Origin of the sequence: Paenibacillus yanchengensis, assembly GCF_042684845.1 — a bacterium.
GTDB classification, from domain to species: Bacteria; Bacillota; Bacilli; order Paenibacillales; family Paenibacillaceae; genus Pristimantibacillus; species Pristimantibacillus yanchengensis.
Map to the genome: position 1 here is coordinate 39092 of NZ_JBHUMH010000049.1, position 16495 is coordinate 55586.

The following is a 16495-nucleotide window of genomic DNA, read 5'->3' on the forward strand; positions in this document are numbered from 1 at the left end:
ATGGAATAATGCTTACTGCTTCATTTCTTCCACGTAACGCTCATAAGCTGCTTGATTAATGTCTACTAATTTACGAGCACCAAGTTTTTCTAGTTCTTTTGCAAAAGAAGCATGATCTACTGGTTTAGCTCCTAAAATCCACTGTTGTCTTGTTTCTACAATATAAGTTTCTACTTTCGGATTGATTTTTTGAATTTCTTTTTGTTCTGCATCCGTGAATTTCAATAGAGGATACTTATCCATAAACACATCGTGCTTTTTATATTCGTTAATTCCTTCTAATGCAAGTGGCAATGTCCATTGCTCTTCATAAGCATAATCTTGGTGGAAACCAAAACCAGACTGCGCTCCTGTTTCAATAATAACATCAAGTGGTGCTTTATCCGACTTCATTACTTTATCTGTAAACACTGGACTACCATCCACCATCGTATACGTATCACCTTCTACCCCGAAGTTCGCCATCCGTCTACCCTCTTCTGTAAACCAGAAATCAAGGTATTTCACAGCAGCAACTGGATCAGGATTACTATGAGCTAGACCCCAACCAAAGTTTTTTGAGCGATCACGTTTCGAAGGCTCTTTTACTTTGCCATTCACATCTGCTGGTGGTAGCATCGGATCAAAACGGAATCCTTCGATTTTTCCTTCTAATTGTTCGTTGTAATTACCTGTGGATGCAAAGAAATCATGCGTTAAACCACCAATGTCGTCAGCAAGCAACACATCTCTCGCTTTACCACCACGTGTAAATATTTCTTTGTCAATCAAACCTTCTTTGTACCACTTCGCCACATTTTCCATCGCTACACCGTATTCAGGCTCAAGTGGTCCGAAAATAACTTTGTCATCAAAAATACGATAGTCCATATAACCATCCCAAAGTGCTAACAATCCTTCAATACCTTTAATCGTATTACGGTGGAAGAATGGAATTTCATCTTTTTTGTTGTTACCATTTGGATCATCATTAGCAAATGCCGTCATCACATGGTATAGATCATCCACTGTTTTCGGCTCGTCCAACTGTAACTTCTCTAACCAATCTTTTCGAATAAACCAACCTTTTTCTGGCTCACCATCGGCGATAAACGGAATAAACCAAATGTTTCCTTCGCTATCAGATGCAGCACTTTTTACATCAGGATTTTCTTCAAAAAACTTTTTCAAATGCGGAGCATGCTCATCAATCAAATCATTTAACTTTAGAAAAGCACCTTCTGGTCCATATTTTACAAAGTCTTGCGATAATGCTTGCATAATATCTGGTAGATTACCGGATGCAATAACAATACTGAATGTTTCACCGAAATCAGCAACGGTGCTAGGTAGTGTACCTTCCAACGTCACATTCGTAAGCTCAGCAGCTCTTTTGAAAATACCCCAATCATTTTTGAAGACGCCCGATTCTTTCGTCCCCATGTGTACTGTCATTTTGATCGGTTTTTCGGATACGAGGAAACTAGTTGTTTCGCCGTTTGCTTGCTCACCATTCGTTTCTTTCCCTGCATTTGTATTTTCTGCACCTTGCTCTGTTGGTGCTGTCTCCTTATTTTTCGGAGAAGATGAACATGCTGCTAATGTTCCCGTAAGTAATGTCGTTATAGCTAATATAGTAACTATCTTTTTCCAATTCATATGATAACACCCCTATATATTTTTGAGTAACAATGATTTATTTTCGCAAATGTATTACCCTTTAACCGCCCCAACAAGCATTCCTTTTATAAAATATTTTTGCAAGTAAGGATATACCATCACAATTGGTAAGATCGAAACAATAATAGTTGCATATGTTACTGTTTCTGCCGAAATCGTTGATGCAAAGTCTAGCGCCGTCGTAAACTCGGATTGCAGATCGTTTTCTACGATCATTTTCTTCAGCAATACTTGTAATGGTATTTTCTTTTCGTCAGTTAACATAATCATCGCCCAAAAGTAGCCATTCCATCTTTCAATCGCATAGAATAAACCGACGGTTGCAAGCGCTGGCTTTACTAATGGCAAAAACACATGCCACAGAACTTGCAAGTCATTACCACCATCCACTTTTACCGACTCTTCCAATTCATCTGGCAACGCTTCAAAACTAGTACGCAATAAGATAACTTTAAAGGCATCACTAGCAAAGGCAATAATGATCCCCCATCTACTATTTAACAAATCCAAATCTCTTAACGTCAAATAAAATGGAATCATACCCGCGTCGAACCAAAGTGTTAACGTTACAAATATCGTAATCCATACGCGACCTCTCAGCCTAGTCTTAGATAAAGCATAAGCACCGCATATTGTTAAAACCATCGACACTGCCGTTCCCAGCAACGTATAATAAATCGTATTACCATAAGCCAACCATATGTCTACGTTACCTAATACTTGTTTGTATGCATCGAAAGTTAGTCCTTTCGGCCACAGCATCACTTTACCGGTAACTACGTTGTACGGTAAGCTGATTGAAGCGGACAGTACATAGATGAAAGGATATAGCGATATAGCAGCTATGAGAGCTAACAGTAAATTATTTATAATTTTAAAAGATTTTTCTCCTCTTGACTCAATCATTCCCGTCACCTACCATAAACCTGCATTAGTTACTTTTTTACTCCATCTGTTTGCTAACACGACTAAAACTAGTGCTACAACAGAATTGAATAATCCAACAGCCGTTGCAAAGTCATATCTTCCATCTAATAATCCTGAGCGATAAACATACGTACTAATAACATCTGCTGTTTCATACGTTGCTGGTTGATACAATAGTATAATCGTTTCATAACCAACACTTAAAATACTACCAATTTTCAAAATAAACATAACGACAATAGTCGGAAGAATTCCTGGTAACGTCACATGGATAATTTGCTTGATTTTGCTCGCACCATCCATCTTAGCGGCTTCATACTGCTGCGTATCTATACCAGAAATTGCTGCAATAAACACGATGGAAGCAAAACCAGTTTCCTTCCACAAATTCATAATGGTATAAATTCCTCGGAAATAGTCTGGATTCGTTAAAAAGTAAGTTTTATCAAAGCCAAACTTCTCCAGTACAAGATTAATCAATCCTGTTTCTGGTGACAAAAATGTCGTAACTATACCGGCAACAACAACTACAGAAATAAAGTGAGGCAAATAGGTAAGCGTTTGTACAATCTTTTTAAACTTTTGTCTCGTTACTTCGGTAATCATAATCGCTAATATAATTTGTGCCGGGAAGTTAATAAATAGTCCATATAAACTGATAATGATCGTATTTCGGAAAACTCTCATAAAATACTCATTACCAATGAACTCTTTAAAATACTCGAACCCTACCCATGGGCTACTCGCTATTCCTTGGAACAAACTAAAATCTTTAAACGCAATCTGTATTCCCCACATCGGTACGTATTTAAAAATAAAAAACCAAGCTAAAAAAGGAATAAGCAATATATACAGTAGCCTATCTCGAAACACATCTTTCCCTAACTCCTGAAAGTATTGCTTGAACTTACTTTTATCTTTTGGTGCATGAAGCCGCTTTCCTTCTAATAGAAATTGTTTGTTCATACTCATCGCTTGCTAGTTCACCTCCCGCAATTACTCCTGTTGTTTTAATTCATCATGTTACACATAAGCATGCATGCCATTGCCTTACCTCTATCGTATAGAAGCTACCATGAAAGCGATATCTTCAATATTTGTCCTGCTCTACTTTCGGGTCACTAATATGTATATCCGGTCGTATATTCGCTCTTTTTTACGTAAACAAAAACTCGATATGAATTGGGAGAAAAGCGCATGAAATCGCATTAAATCAAGCTTTTTCGCGTGGTCAAAAAATGATGATGCACCTTTTTCACTCATTTATACTTTTGAAGAAAGCGCTAAACTGATGTACACTTAACGTTAATCTAACTTGCACTAATATGTTAGCGCCTACACCAAAAAATAGAGATGATCGATAATTAAACAACCATGACAACTACAGAAATAAAAAAGGGGATTCATCACAATGGTGGTCAGAAAAAAGTTTTTATACAAAGTATTAACTTTGTTCATTGTCATCGTCTTACTGTACACAATTACTACTTCCTCCATTATTTTTTACAAAAGTATGCAAACGGTGAACACACAAAATAACTACAACCATCAGCTTTACATTGATCAGACTAGTAATTATGCAGATTTTAAATTTCAAACGGCAATGGAGTTTGTTTATAAAGTTTCCACTTTGCAAAGTGTCATTGATTATCGACATAGCGACGCAAAAAATTACTACACCATTACTACGCTCTACAATGATTTGGTGGAACAACTACGAGGGTTCAGTCAACTCGGGTTTACACTCGGCATTACAAAACTAACAGATAATCTAATTATTACTAGTACGGGAACATTCAATATCGATCATTACTTACAAGAACTTGGTATGTTACCAACTGCACTAGAGCGATTTCAACAGCTACAAACGGAAGCACTTCCAAACCGAACATACGTCGTACCGCAAACGTTGTTAACAGCTAATAAAGTCGTGCTGCTACACCAAACCGTCAATTCGGAGTATGCACCGCTCTATTTTTTTCTCGTCATGGATAATGCTGCTTTATTGCCAACTCCTGTCGATTTACAGGATGGTAATTTCTATTTATTTACCGATGAAAAAATAGCGGCTTATATTAGTGATGAAGATGTAACAGAAAATAGTAAATTAACCTATACGCAACAATCAAAAGTAATTCCAAACTTACATTATGTTTACGCTAGTAAACCAACTAGTTTTGCGACTATTTTTGCAAGTGTGTGGAATACTGCTTTTTTCCCAAGCCTACTGTTACTAGTTATAGGAGTTATTGCCGCATACCTGGCTACACGATCTAGTTATAAACCAATTAAACAACTGTTGGAGTTTTTAAATGAGCATCATGAAACGAGGAAACAACAAACGAATAACTATCGTCCAACGACGGACAACAGTCCAGAAACTATACCTATTCATGAACTAGCCTATATTCAAGCGAGTATTGAGCAAATTTATGAAGTAAACGATGCTTTACAAAACAAATTAGATCACTCTATCATTCATTTACAAGAGGACTTTTTTCGCCGGGTGCTCTATGGCATGGTTAATGAAGCTTCTATCCAAGAAAGTTTGGCTGCTAATCAACTAGAAGCTTTCGATACTTCACTATATCTTGTCCTATTTGAAATAGAAGGATTAACTACTGTTTACAACACAATGTCGGTATCGAGTCTAACAATCCAGCTGCATCATATCATTAGTGAACATGTTGCTACTGAAACGTTTTTTGGACTAGCATTGGATCAAAACAAATATGCTGTTATATTCCGCAATATAGACAAGCAACATCTACTTACAATTGCAGAGAAAGTTGTGCAAAACTTAGAAAATAAACTACCTTTGGATATTACAGCCGCACTATCTCATAGCTATCCGCTTGCTGAGCTGACAGTTGCACTACAAGAAGTATTACGATTGAGTAACTATCAGTATGCTGCTGCTAATCAAGTGCTCGACGTTGCTCAAGTACATTTGATGGAAGATAACGCCTGCTACTATCCAATCGATGCCGAAAATCAGATCATGAAGTATGTTAATTCCAACGAGCTAGGCAAAGCTTATGAACTACTGCGCGATATTATCGACGAAAATGAAAAGCGAGCTATCTTTGCATCTGGTGGACTAACAAACTTACAACATTCTTTGCTCACCACGTGCAAACGCTGTCTCAATACGAACAACAAAACGTTACAATCGTTTTCCAAAGAATATCCGTCTACTATTCATTTATTTATGGAAGCAAGAAGCAACAAATTTAGAGAAATCGCTTTTAGCCTATTCGAGCAAGTATTTAACTACTGCAATAAAGATAAAGTTAATTTAGAAAGCTCAACAGCTTCCCAAATCTATATTTATATTCACAAACATTTTGATAGAGACCTATCACTTACTGATATTGCTGATCATTTTAACCTATCCGAAAGCTATGTTAGTAAACTACTAAAAAACACGCTCAACATTAACTTCAAACAATACGTCAACACGTTAAAAGTGAATCGAGCAAAAGAACTCTTAATGCAACAAACATACAAAGTCCATGAAGTAGCCACCATCGTCGGCTGTAACAACACGAATACGTTTATACGTATTTTCAAACAATATGAAGGTATTTCACCAGGGGAATATATGAAAAGTTTGGAGTAGATGGTTAAAAGCAGGGCTGTTTTGGGGTAGTTTAAAACTCCCATCGTAGTGGAAGGGGCTGTCTAATAAGTCCTAAAACGAAACGAAGCTGGTTAGAAAAACGTATTGCTTTTCCATCCAGCTTCGTTTGTCCTATCGTATCTAGAAAAGTACCGTGGTGATTTCCTTTCGCATTTGTGCATGTTGCTTTCATGTACTATCCTTTTTTTGTAACGCTTGTTTTTTTGCTCGATACACTCTTCAAAACAACATATTTATACGTTTTTTCGTATGAAACCATACGTTACTAGTCGCTTCCCAGGTCAAGTCATTTATACGTTTTTTCACACAAACGCTACGTTACTAGCCACTTCCCACCCCTTCCCACGACCGTTTATACGTTTTTTCACACAAACGCTATGCTGCTAGCCACTTCCCATGACCGTTTATACGTCTTATCGTATGAATGGACAACCCCTACATGTAATGGGAGTTGAGAGTTTTATATTCATTAACTAATAAACATTTTTAGATATTAGCTCAATACATCTTTTGCAATGAATGGAATTGGAGTGTTTTCCAATCACCTTATCTAATACACCTACTGGCATTTTTTTATATTCCGGAAGCGTTAAGTGGATAATTAACTCATCATTCGGTAGAAATTCTCGTTTGCAATTATCACATTCCAAGTTTTTATTACTGAACACATTTCTCCCCCCTAACACTAATAATATTTCACACTTTTTATTGTAATTTCAAGTATCTATAGTAGTATATATGTATATTTAATAATATGGAAATATTTAACTAGAAATGAATAAAGGTGATAATCATAAAAAAAACATTAATAGGTATTCTAATTTCGTGTTTGTATTGCTTTCCTTTCTTCTACTTTGCAATGCAACAAGATTTTTCAAATCGTTCCATTTGGGGTTACGTAGCTATGATTATAATAACTTCGGTTCTTGCTTACTCCAGCAAACTGTTTAGTAACACGATATTCCTTGTTATTGGTAATATATTATCGCTAGTCATATCATTTTATTTTGTTAGTGAGATGGCAGGGAACGAACGGTGGATGGTCTATTTTAACCCTCTATCCCCCTATCAGTTATTAATAGTCGGCAGTATTTTAAACTTGATCCCTCAGTTTATTGTTACAAAGGTTGTTAACAAGTATAAACGTAAAGTAACTAATTAGAACGTGTCTGAAAACTAAATAATTTTATGCAATGAATTGAAAAATAATCAAAATCCATGGAAAGCCGGAGTGTGCTTCGCCTACATACTATACTATTAATGGTAATCCTATGTCATAACTCCGTAATGTTCCAGAGCAATGAATGGAACGGTAAGCTTGTACGTTTTTTCGTATAAAGTTGTTTTTCATTCAACGAAATTGCGGATGTTTGTATGTTTTATCGTATAAAATCCTACTATACCCCTCTATTATAATTTTCACAGTAGATTTTCGGTTTAACCCCCTAGTTTGGACACTTGCACACTTTATCTCATGTAATCGCATTAGACCGCAATTTTTCGTGGTTGCACGTGTCCAGCTTGCACCAGTTCTAAATATTCTACTGGAGGGACATCCTTCAAACTTCCGTGAAATCATTTAAGACGACATTACTATATTTCATAAAAATAGAAAAGTGTAGTGTATGGTACTTGAAAAATAAATGTCAAGTTAAAAGAGCTTGCTATGATCGGATCTAGAGGTAGAATCAGTACAATCATGAAAGAGTAGGGGCTGGTTTCCACTTGTTGTAAGCTGTTTGCAAAAAAGCCCACAAAGGGCCGCAACAGTTCATTTTCTCAACTTGTCACAGCCCCTAAACATGCGTCCGTTGCGGCTTCGTTTCTTCTTCTCCCACCGCCATCAGAATGTTATGATAGTGCTACCATTAACCCAAGAACGCAATAGAGCGTTTTACTTTCCTTGCAAATGCAACGGGATGATCAATCGACTCCCAGTGAATATATATAAGACGCGGATTCTCAAACAACCAGTGATTGTGAACTGCTGTGACTTTAATCCCGTTTTTGCGAAGATTTGACAGCAATCGATTGGCCTGGCCTTGGAAGAGAGCCGTTTCCCCCAGACAGAGTGCGCGGCCTGAGCTGTCCAATGATTCAAACGAGAACAATTGATAACGGACCAAAGGAGATGTGGTACGTCTTCCTAAAATCGTTGCTTTTATTCTTCGATTTCGACTGACAAAACAAACCGGACCTGCTGTAATTTCATGTTCTGTTCCACCTAAAATGGTTGAAAACTGGTTGCACAGTCTTCTAAATCGAGGACTTGCTTTTACTCGTGCTGTCATAACAAATCATCCTTTCATGATAGAAATACCTCATTGCTCAATCTTTAACCCAAAAAGGAAATGGATTCTTTAGTTCTTCTAGCAAATACAACAGGATCCATGATAGCTTCCCAATGCATATACATTAAGCGAGGATTCTCATTTAGCCAGTGATTATGAACTGCAGTCACTTTTATCCCACGCTTGCGGAGATTCGATATCAATCGATTCACCTGATTTTGATGCAACGCTGTCTCCCCCAAACATAACGCACGTCCCGACCGATCCAGTGACTCGAACGAGAACATTTGCATTTGAACCAATGGTGAACGTGTTCTTCTACCTAAAATTGTTTCCTGTAAGTTCGTCATCCGCGTAACAAAACAAACCGGACCTTCTTCAACTTCCGATTCACCTCCCAGGATGTTTGCAAATCGGGTACACAGCCTTTTAAATCGTGGACTTGCCTTCACTTTTTGTGCCATATAAATCCTCCTTTAATCAATATCTGGTTATACTATGATCCAAATAGAAAAGTGAGCTGGGCGAATCTCCTAATGTCACAAAAAACTCTACGCTATGTTCACCCTTGCTGGTTTCAGGATTCAATTTCGTTCTCCAACTTCTTGTTTGCAGGCTGTTATACGCAAAACAAAAAAGGCCGTAACAGGTTACTTGTCCATAACCTATCACAGCGCTCAAACACACGTTCAACGCGGTCTCTCGTCTCTTATCCTTTCCCCGTCACCACCGGATTTTTTCGACTAAACTAAAGGATTTTATGTGGCAATAACTCTTTGAAAATGGCTAAAACCCTTTCAACTATAACAGTAAACGGTAAATATTTTACAGCTGGTTTGAATAAGTAAATAGCCCGAGGAAAAAGGAAGAATACCATAGAACTAACAGGTAGTCTCCCATTATTATATATCTCTTAAGCTCAGAACTAGCTTGATTTATCTGTTTGTGTCTAGTGTAGAAAAATAGAGAGAGTAATCTGGATAATGTCCGGTCAAAGGAGTTAATCAGCCCACTATCTTAATAAATCAAAATCTCCTTATCAAGCACAGACTTGTTTTGCACTGGATTCCCTACAACATATAACTTTCGTAAATTTGGTAAATTCACTAATGGCTCCACATTCGAAATAGCATTATTTTCTAAACGAAGCACCTCCACTTGTTTCCAATTTTTCATAAAGTCCAACGATTGAATAGAGCCTTCTTGCATTGTGAATGAACGTAAAGCTGTAAATTTAGAGAAATAAGGCATAACCTTATCCATTTCATGCACTCTATCACCATTACCTACTATAAAAGAGGAGCGATTCAACGTTACATGTTCTAACGTGTTATTTACAATTGGGTTCTGACTTTTTATTTGGAATGTACATTCGTTACAGTTTAACGTTTTTACATGCTGTAATTTAAATAATGCATTTGCTTCATCATAAAATATCGTCTCAAATAAATGTAAGGTTTGCAGATTTGGCAAGCGATTCAAAGCACTAATCCCTACAAAACCCCCATACTCAAACGCTGTAAGCTGTTCAAGCTTGGGAAATCGCAATAATTGAGCTCCGTCCAAATTGTCAGTCACCCCACGAATGTAAACAGTTAAAGATTGTAATGCAGGTGCTTCTAATTTCGGTAAGACAGAACCCGTCACAGTAGCTTTCTTTAAATTTGGCGATAAAATCGCTGGAACAGCACCAGTATAACTAGTGACCTCTAATTCGGTCAGTGACGTTAAACTATTTACTACATCTATAGACTCTAATTGATAGAGCGAGGATAAACGCAGTTTCGTCAACGATAACTTATCCCTTAAGCGTTCTATATTCGTAATATTTACAGATTCAAGATCAAGTGATTGCAAGTTGGGCATATTTTGGATGAAATCTAGCACTTTTAAATTTTGGACCATCGAAAGCTTCAAGTCTTGTAATTGACTAAGCGAATATAGCGCACTGAAATCTGTCGCTTCACTATAAGTTACCGTTAATGACTGCAAACCAGTCAAAGCCGATAGCCACTTCAAATCATTTATTGTACTTAAAGACAACGATTTTAACGGTAGTTGACTTAACAAATGAAAGTCCGTAACCGTCTCGTTAACATAAGATATTTCAAGTGATTGCAAATTGGGAAACTCTAATAATAACGCCAATTCTTCATTGCTTCGAATTTGTGTTGACAGTTCTACTATGTTAGCTTTATCACCAAAGTAATGTGCAAATTGTCCAAACGATTCATTAAAGGCACCTGTATAACTTTTCAACCCTTGTAAATGTCGAAAGCTTACTTTCTCACTTTGCGAAATTTCATATTCATTATTCAAATGTAGAGTGGTCAGTCCGCTAAATGCTTCAAAATCTTTTTGTTCGATTTTTTGTGTATTTAAAAGCTTATCCATCACTACATAGTCGATCATTTCAGCTTGCTTATTCGTAAACGGATCATCCAAACTGTAAGTAAAGTGCCATTGATCATCATAATAACGAGTAGACAAATAACGAATGGTTGCAAGCTCCTCCTCTGTCGGCATCGCTTCACCTTTGTTAAATATATCTTTTAAAAAGAACAAAACAACTTCACTTTCCGGCAATGTTCGAACAGCGATTTTCTTTTTACTCTTGTCATCTACTGAATTGCTGTTCAACAAATAATAACTAAAAAATATACCAATCAGCATAAATGGTACTATTAAAAGCAGCTTTACATTTCTGTTCGGACTTTTTGTCGTAGCGGCAGGTGTTGTACCGTAATAATTATTAATTGTTTGATCAACGAAATAAACGTTATTCTTTTTCAACATTAATTCCGAACCACAACTTGGGCATTTGAATGTTTGCCCTTCTTTATGCTCAATTTGTCCATTACAATTGGGACAGTTTAACGTAATAAAATCCACAGGTGACCCCCTAATATCCTTGCATCTTAACCATTTTAATTATTTTATTATATCTCTTTGTCCGAATATCTTGAAGTAATATAATGACATATTTAAGGTGAGTTCTTATTCTTTGTTCATCCTTAGCTTTCGCAATAACAACAACGATGAAGGGATGTTTAGCGTTCGTATACGCAGCTCTATCATAACGGTATTTTTCTGCTAACTCTTTTTTCAACTGACAATAATTCTCTAGCATATCTCTATGCGTTCTCAAATAATTTCTAAACAAAATATTACTATTCCATTCTTCGACTTCTATTAAATCTTCAACTCCGACCATAAAATCAATGATAGGTTTCGCACCCAGTCCTTTAATCGATGTGCTTCCAATATGCTCCATAGCAATCGCTTTTCCATCCAACAATTCCTTTATTACTCGTTCTTCTTGCTTATATATTACTTCCCAATCTTCATTATAGTCTTCGATAACTACTGATTTATCCATATACTCTCCATTACATTGCGTAAAAACTTACTTCTCTCTATTATATGATTTATATTTCCACCTAGTTAATTATTTCTTCTCCTAAATTAAAAAAATAAGCAACTGGTTCTTGGATCAACCAACCGCTTATTTCTATTTAATTATAACTCTATATCATATCGTACAAAGACCTTCTTACAAATACTTCAACGCTCTTAATTGTACAGTCTCTGAACTTATTCCCAGTATGGGGTAATTATTAATTCATAAAAAGACTACCTAGCTAAATCTTGCAACATATTCAGTTGTTTTACATTTTCCACGCCCCACTTATTTACGTCACCTTTTGATTTATTGTCTGTCAAGTAATCGAGCGCAGGAGACAACTCTTCATTTCCATAACCAATAATATCGAATATATAAGGAATTGCTGGAACTCCTAATGCTTTTAATTGTTCTACTTTCTCCTGATCACTTACAAATTGAGCGACGATAGTTTCTACTTTTTCGGGAATTTCTTGTACATATGCCGTATAGCGTGTTAAAAATTCCTTACCTGTCTTCCAAACCGATTCCTTCATCAGATCCACTTTAGATAGTTGTTCTAAAGCTACCGCATATACATACTCTATGAAACTATCTTGCTCTGCGTCTTCTAACAACTGCTTCAGTTCAGGTAGGGCTGTCCACCCTAATGCAATAATTGCTTCATAATCTTCATTATTTTTAACGAAGTCGTAAGGTTCAATACTAACGCTGCCTTCTGATGATACTTGCTCATCCATCGTTTGTTCCATTTTGTTGACACTATTCTGAACTTCTTTCTTCACATCTAATTTATCTTTAGCGCACGCAGATAGTAGACCAATCATTACTACACTGATAATCACAATAGATAATTGCATCATTCTTTTGGAAAAACGCTCTGCTTTTTTCTTCATTAATATTCATTCCTTCCATGGAAAATCAACTTTTTCATCAACCTATCCAAAAACGCTAGTTTGCTATATACTTGTCAGCTACTCATTACTGGATCATTACTAATCGATTGCAGTCGCTCCATAATGTAGACAGACCGTTCATTCCGATTTTGTCCAACAATTTGTTCTGCTCGATATTCATCCACCATTCGTCCATCGCGAAATAAAACAACACGATCACCATAGGTAGCCACGTACGGATCATGCGTCACAATTAATATCGTTTGACCAAGCTGATCCCGCATCTTAACAAACAGATCCAATATATCTTTGGATGTACGTGAATCCAAATTCCCTGTTGGTTCATCAGCAAGTAATAATGCTGGTTTGTGAATCAATGCACGCGCAATAGCGACCCGCTGCTGTTGACCTCCTGACAACTCCGATGGCAAATGTTTGGCACGCTCTGATAAACCTACTAACTGCAACAGCTCCTTAGCCTCGGTAGTAATTTTCTTCTTCGACTCACCAGCTAGAATGAGAGGCAATGCTACGTTTTCTTCTGCTGTTAAAGCACTAATGAGATTAAAAAATTGGAACACAAAGCCAATCGTATCCCGCCGATAATGAGATATTTGTGGTTCACGATAGAACTGCTGCCATTCGCCATCTCTCAGCTTTATTTCACCTTCCGTAGGTGGTTCTAACCCTCCCAAAAGCTGTAATAGCGTCGTCTTCCCCGATCCACTTGGCCCCATTACCATCACAATCTCACCTGTAGCAAGCTCCAAGTCTACATGATCTAGCGCTACTACTTGATTCGCTTCTTGTCCATAAATTTTCGTTAGATTTTTCACAGCTAATACTGTCTTTGCATCCTTCATCTTACTGCCATCCCCTCTCCATACACGTTATCCATTATTATTCGACGGTTAATTCATCTGTAATCGGTTTTTGACCAAGCTGTCGAGCATATATTAACGAAACGATCACCCCGATCGCCCCAACAATAATAATCGGCAAAGCTACCGTAAACCAATTGATCGACCAACTACTAACGGCTTCATCTACATTAAATATGCCTATAATAATCCAAATACTTGCGATCATTCCTACAACAATTGCAGTAGTCGCATACAATAATCCCTGTACAACTAACACCGAACGTAGTTTGGCAATTGTCAAACGAATCGCTCGCAATATTGCATACTCTCTACGATGGGCATGGAATGTTGCTCCAAATGTATTGATTACACCGACGATACCTACCACTATAAAGACAACCATTACCGACCAGAGAATGGTACGTTGCTCTTTCAAACCATTAGCAATAATTTGCAGCTCGGAATCAAGATCAGTAATTTTAACCATCCTGTTATTATCAAAAATTTGCTGTAATGCCGCCCGCACATCTGCAATATTCGCTCCTTCAGCTATTTGTACATAAATCCTTTGTGCGGAAAGGGTATTAGATGCGCTATTCTCTTCCTTGCTGATCCAACCTACCCCTGGGTGTTTATAATCTACCAATAAACTGTCTGGAGTAGGTAGAAATGATAATTCCTTTATTCCACTAATAGTAATCTTATATTGGTCTAATCTATCTCCCGGTTTTCTACCATTCTCGCCTGAACTATATTCTTGCAAGCTTATCGTATCTCCTTGGGTTACACCCATCTGCCTAGCATATTGTGGTTGAATGATCATCCCTGATGCTAATTGTTCACTCGTCCCTTGTAATAATCCCATCTGCTGCATTAATTTAATATCCGTTTGAACTATACGAGTCCATTCATACGCATAAGTTTCTTCATATAAAGATAAACCTTTATTAGATTCCAACCGCACACTATTTTTCTCTAACCATTTCGGATCTGCCTGACTATAATCCATCTCTCCCAGTAATACCCCACTATTCTGGCTCATCGGTAATGCATAGGCGACTCCCTCTACTTCACGCACCTCATCCACTATACTCGGAGACATAACACCCCGTTTTTGTTCGATGACAATCGGTGTAATATGTTTACGGACTGCTTCTTTGACCATATTTTGATTAAGATTATCTATAAAGGTAGGGATTACAATGAGAGCAGTAACAATACTAGCAAGTAACATGACTATAAATGTATTCTGCTTGCGCAAAGCTACAAATTGTTTTCTCGCATAATAGGATTCCGGAATAGAAAACTTTCGTAATACCGCACCACTATTACGAGCGATAATAGGAATCATATATCCCGTACCAAGCAAGCAACCGGCTGCTGTAATTAAACCCCCTAGTAACATAAGTAGAGGCGCAGTATCTCCTGCCATTTTTCCAGACAACCCTAACCATAAGAGCGTGATCCCAATGACGATGAATCCACCAGCAAACCAAGCACTAGATTTACTCAATTTCTCTTGTTCACTCTGCCTTACAGCGACCAGAGGAGCCGTGTCACCACTCGTTTTCGCAACACGCATCACAGATAGTGTCAATAACAACCAGCCTATTCCAGCAATCATCATAATCAGTTGCCAATCTATCGTTACATTTTGAACAACAACCCCCATCATGGAATCAATAAACTGACCTGCGATCGTCACGAAGAGTACCCCAACTCCAACACCAAGTAGTACACCGAGTAAATTCAATACGGCCGCTTCCATCATTACCATCTTGTAAATGACCCGTTTGCTCGCTCCGATCATGCGAAAAGTCGATAATTCACGTACTCGCCCGAGCAACATCATTTTGAAACTACTAGATAAAAACAAGACACTTACGAGCAATAAAATACTTCCTAAACCAATGGCTAGAAATCGAAACATGCCTCGTTGTTTCAGGACAGATTTATTTTGAGATAGAAGTGCAACATCTATATTTTCATCAATTTCGGAGCGAATCATCTTTTCCATACCATGGTCAGATCTACCATCTTCGATGTCAACAAATATATTATTAGCTACTTCTCCCAACCCATATGCTTCCCGAATAACATCGATATGTACTAAAACAGTAAGCTCAACGAGATCATCAGGAATAATTTCGCCAATTCGCTTCGTCAACATCGTATCTTTATTGATAGCAAATTCCTTCGTGTCGCCCAGCCTCACTCCCCAATGTTTAGCTACTGCTTCAGTTATTACGATCTCATCAGGATGCAGAGCAATCGTAAAACCGATGTAATTGCTAATTAACTCACTAGGTTCGATCCCTAGATAAACAATACTATCTAACTCTCTAGTTTCAATATCCACCGTATTTGTCGCAATTTCAGGAAATACTATAGTTGCGCTCGTATTTATTACTCCATCCAGCTTTTTCAGTTTGTCGATTTCCTCTTTCGTCAGAAACTTCTTGCTGTCCTCACCTCGATAAGGATTATATCCAACCCGCAACTCAGATGAACCTAATTCTTTTTCTATCGTCTTTTGTACGGACTGTTCCATCGATACAAATAAGGTACTAATGACAATAATTAGCCCGAAACTAATCGCAATCCCAATACAAGTAAGTAACAGTCGTTGTTTTTTAGCAAACAACATTTTCATCGCAATACCGAATGTAGAATGTTTCATCGTTAACCTCCTCGTATATTATGTTTAGGCGTTACTTTCCGCCCATTAATTCCTTACTTATTAACCTGCTTTTATGTCAATCGACTTGGACGTTCCGAGATATTCCTAGATAATGGTCTTAGGATCATTTGGG

13 protein-coding genes are annotated in these 16495 nt (G+C 37.4%); 2 read left to right on the plus strand and 11 right to left on the minus strand.

All coding sequences use genetic code 11. The annotated features are described in order from the left end of the window. Positions 1–12: 12 nt before the first annotated feature. The 3 genes from ACFSTH_RS12890 to ACFSTH_RS12900 are packed head-to-tail and all read right to left on the minus strand — an operon-like array spanning position 13 to position 3558. Positions 13–1638, minus strand: coding sequence for an extracellular solute-binding protein (locus tag ACFSTH_RS12890; protein ID WP_377774805.1), 1626 nt, complete (start codon positions 1636–1638; stop codon positions 13–15). Between the two features lie 54 nt (positions 1639–1692). Beyond that, on the minus strand, positions 1693–2565 hold the full coding sequence (locus ACFSTH_RS12895) for a carbohydrate ABC transporter permease (protein WP_377774804.1): 873 nt from the start codon (positions 2563–2565) through the stop codon (positions 1693–1695). A gap of 9 nt (positions 2566–2574) precedes the next feature. Continuing rightward, a complete protein-coding gene (locus ACFSTH_RS12900; protein WP_377774803.1) occupies positions 2575–3558 on the minus strand; it encodes an ABC transporter permease in 984 nt (327 codons plus the stop codon). Between the two features lie 439 nt (positions 3559–3997). On the opposite strand from ACFSTH_RS12900, the gene ACFSTH_RS12905 reads away from it, so the two are divergent. Further along, on the plus strand, positions 3998–6208 hold the full coding sequence (locus ACFSTH_RS12905; protein ID WP_377774802.1) for a helix-turn-helix transcriptional regulator: 2211 nt from the start codon (positions 3998–4000) through the stop codon (positions 6206–6208). A gap of 31 nt (positions 6209–6239) precedes the next feature. Here the strand turns inward: ACFSTH_RS12905 and ACFSTH_RS12910 are convergent, their stop codons facing one another. Further along, positions 6240–6401 carry a hypothetical protein gene (locus ACFSTH_RS12910; RefSeq protein ID WP_377774801.1) on the minus strand — a complete coding sequence of 54 codons (162 nt, stop codon included), beginning with the start codon at positions 6399–6401 and terminating at the stop codon, positions 6240–6242. 732 nt (positions 6402–7133) lie between these two features. On the opposite strand from ACFSTH_RS12910, the gene ACFSTH_RS12915 reads away from it, so the two are divergent. Then, positions 7134–7391, plus strand: coding sequence for a hypothetical protein (locus tag ACFSTH_RS12915; protein ID WP_377774800.1), 258 nt, complete (start codon positions 7134–7136; stop codon positions 7389–7391). A 706-nt stretch (positions 7392–8097) separates the two neighbouring features. Here ACFSTH_RS12915 and ACFSTH_RS12920 read toward each other — a convergent pair. From ACFSTH_RS12920 to ACFSTH_RS12950, 7 genes are all read right to left on the minus strand, one after another. Further along, entirely contained in the window at positions 8098–8520 is a 423-nt protein-coding gene (locus ACFSTH_RS12920) for a DUF1259 domain-containing protein (protein ID WP_377774799.1), read from the minus strand. Between the two features lie 44 nt (positions 8521–8564). After that, positions 8565–8984: a DUF1259 domain-containing protein gene (locus ACFSTH_RS12925; protein ID WP_377774798.1), complete on the minus strand. Its 420-nt coding sequence runs from the start codon at positions 8982–8984 to the stop codon at positions 8565–8567. 553 nt (positions 8985–9537) lie between these two features. Beyond that, positions 9538–11412 (minus strand): leucine-rich repeat domain-containing protein, encoded by a 1875-nt coding sequence (locus ACFSTH_RS12930; RefSeq protein ID WP_377774797.1) that lies wholly within the window; start codon positions 11410–11412, stop codon positions 9538–9540. Positions 11413–11422: 10 nt separating this feature from the next. Beyond that, positions 11423–11899, minus strand: coding sequence for a GrpB family protein (locus tag ACFSTH_RS12935; protein WP_377774796.1), 477 nt, complete (start codon positions 11897–11899; stop codon positions 11423–11425). A gap of 254 nt (positions 11900–12153) precedes the next feature. Next, positions 12154–12819, minus strand: a complete 666-nt coding sequence (locus ACFSTH_RS12940; protein WP_377774795.1) for a hypothetical protein — start codon at positions 12817–12819, stop codon at positions 12154–12156. Between the two features lie 74 nt (positions 12820–12893). Then, a complete protein-coding gene (locus ACFSTH_RS12945; protein WP_377774794.1) occupies positions 12894–13682 on the minus strand; it encodes an ABC transporter ATP-binding protein in 789 nt (262 codons plus the stop codon). 37 nt (positions 13683–13719) lie between these two features. Then, a complete protein-coding gene (locus tag ACFSTH_RS12950) occupies positions 13720–16362 on the minus strand; it encodes an FtsX-like permease family protein (RefSeq protein ID WP_377774793.1) in 2643 nt (880 codons plus the stop codon). Positions 16363–16495 lie beyond the last annotated feature (133 nt).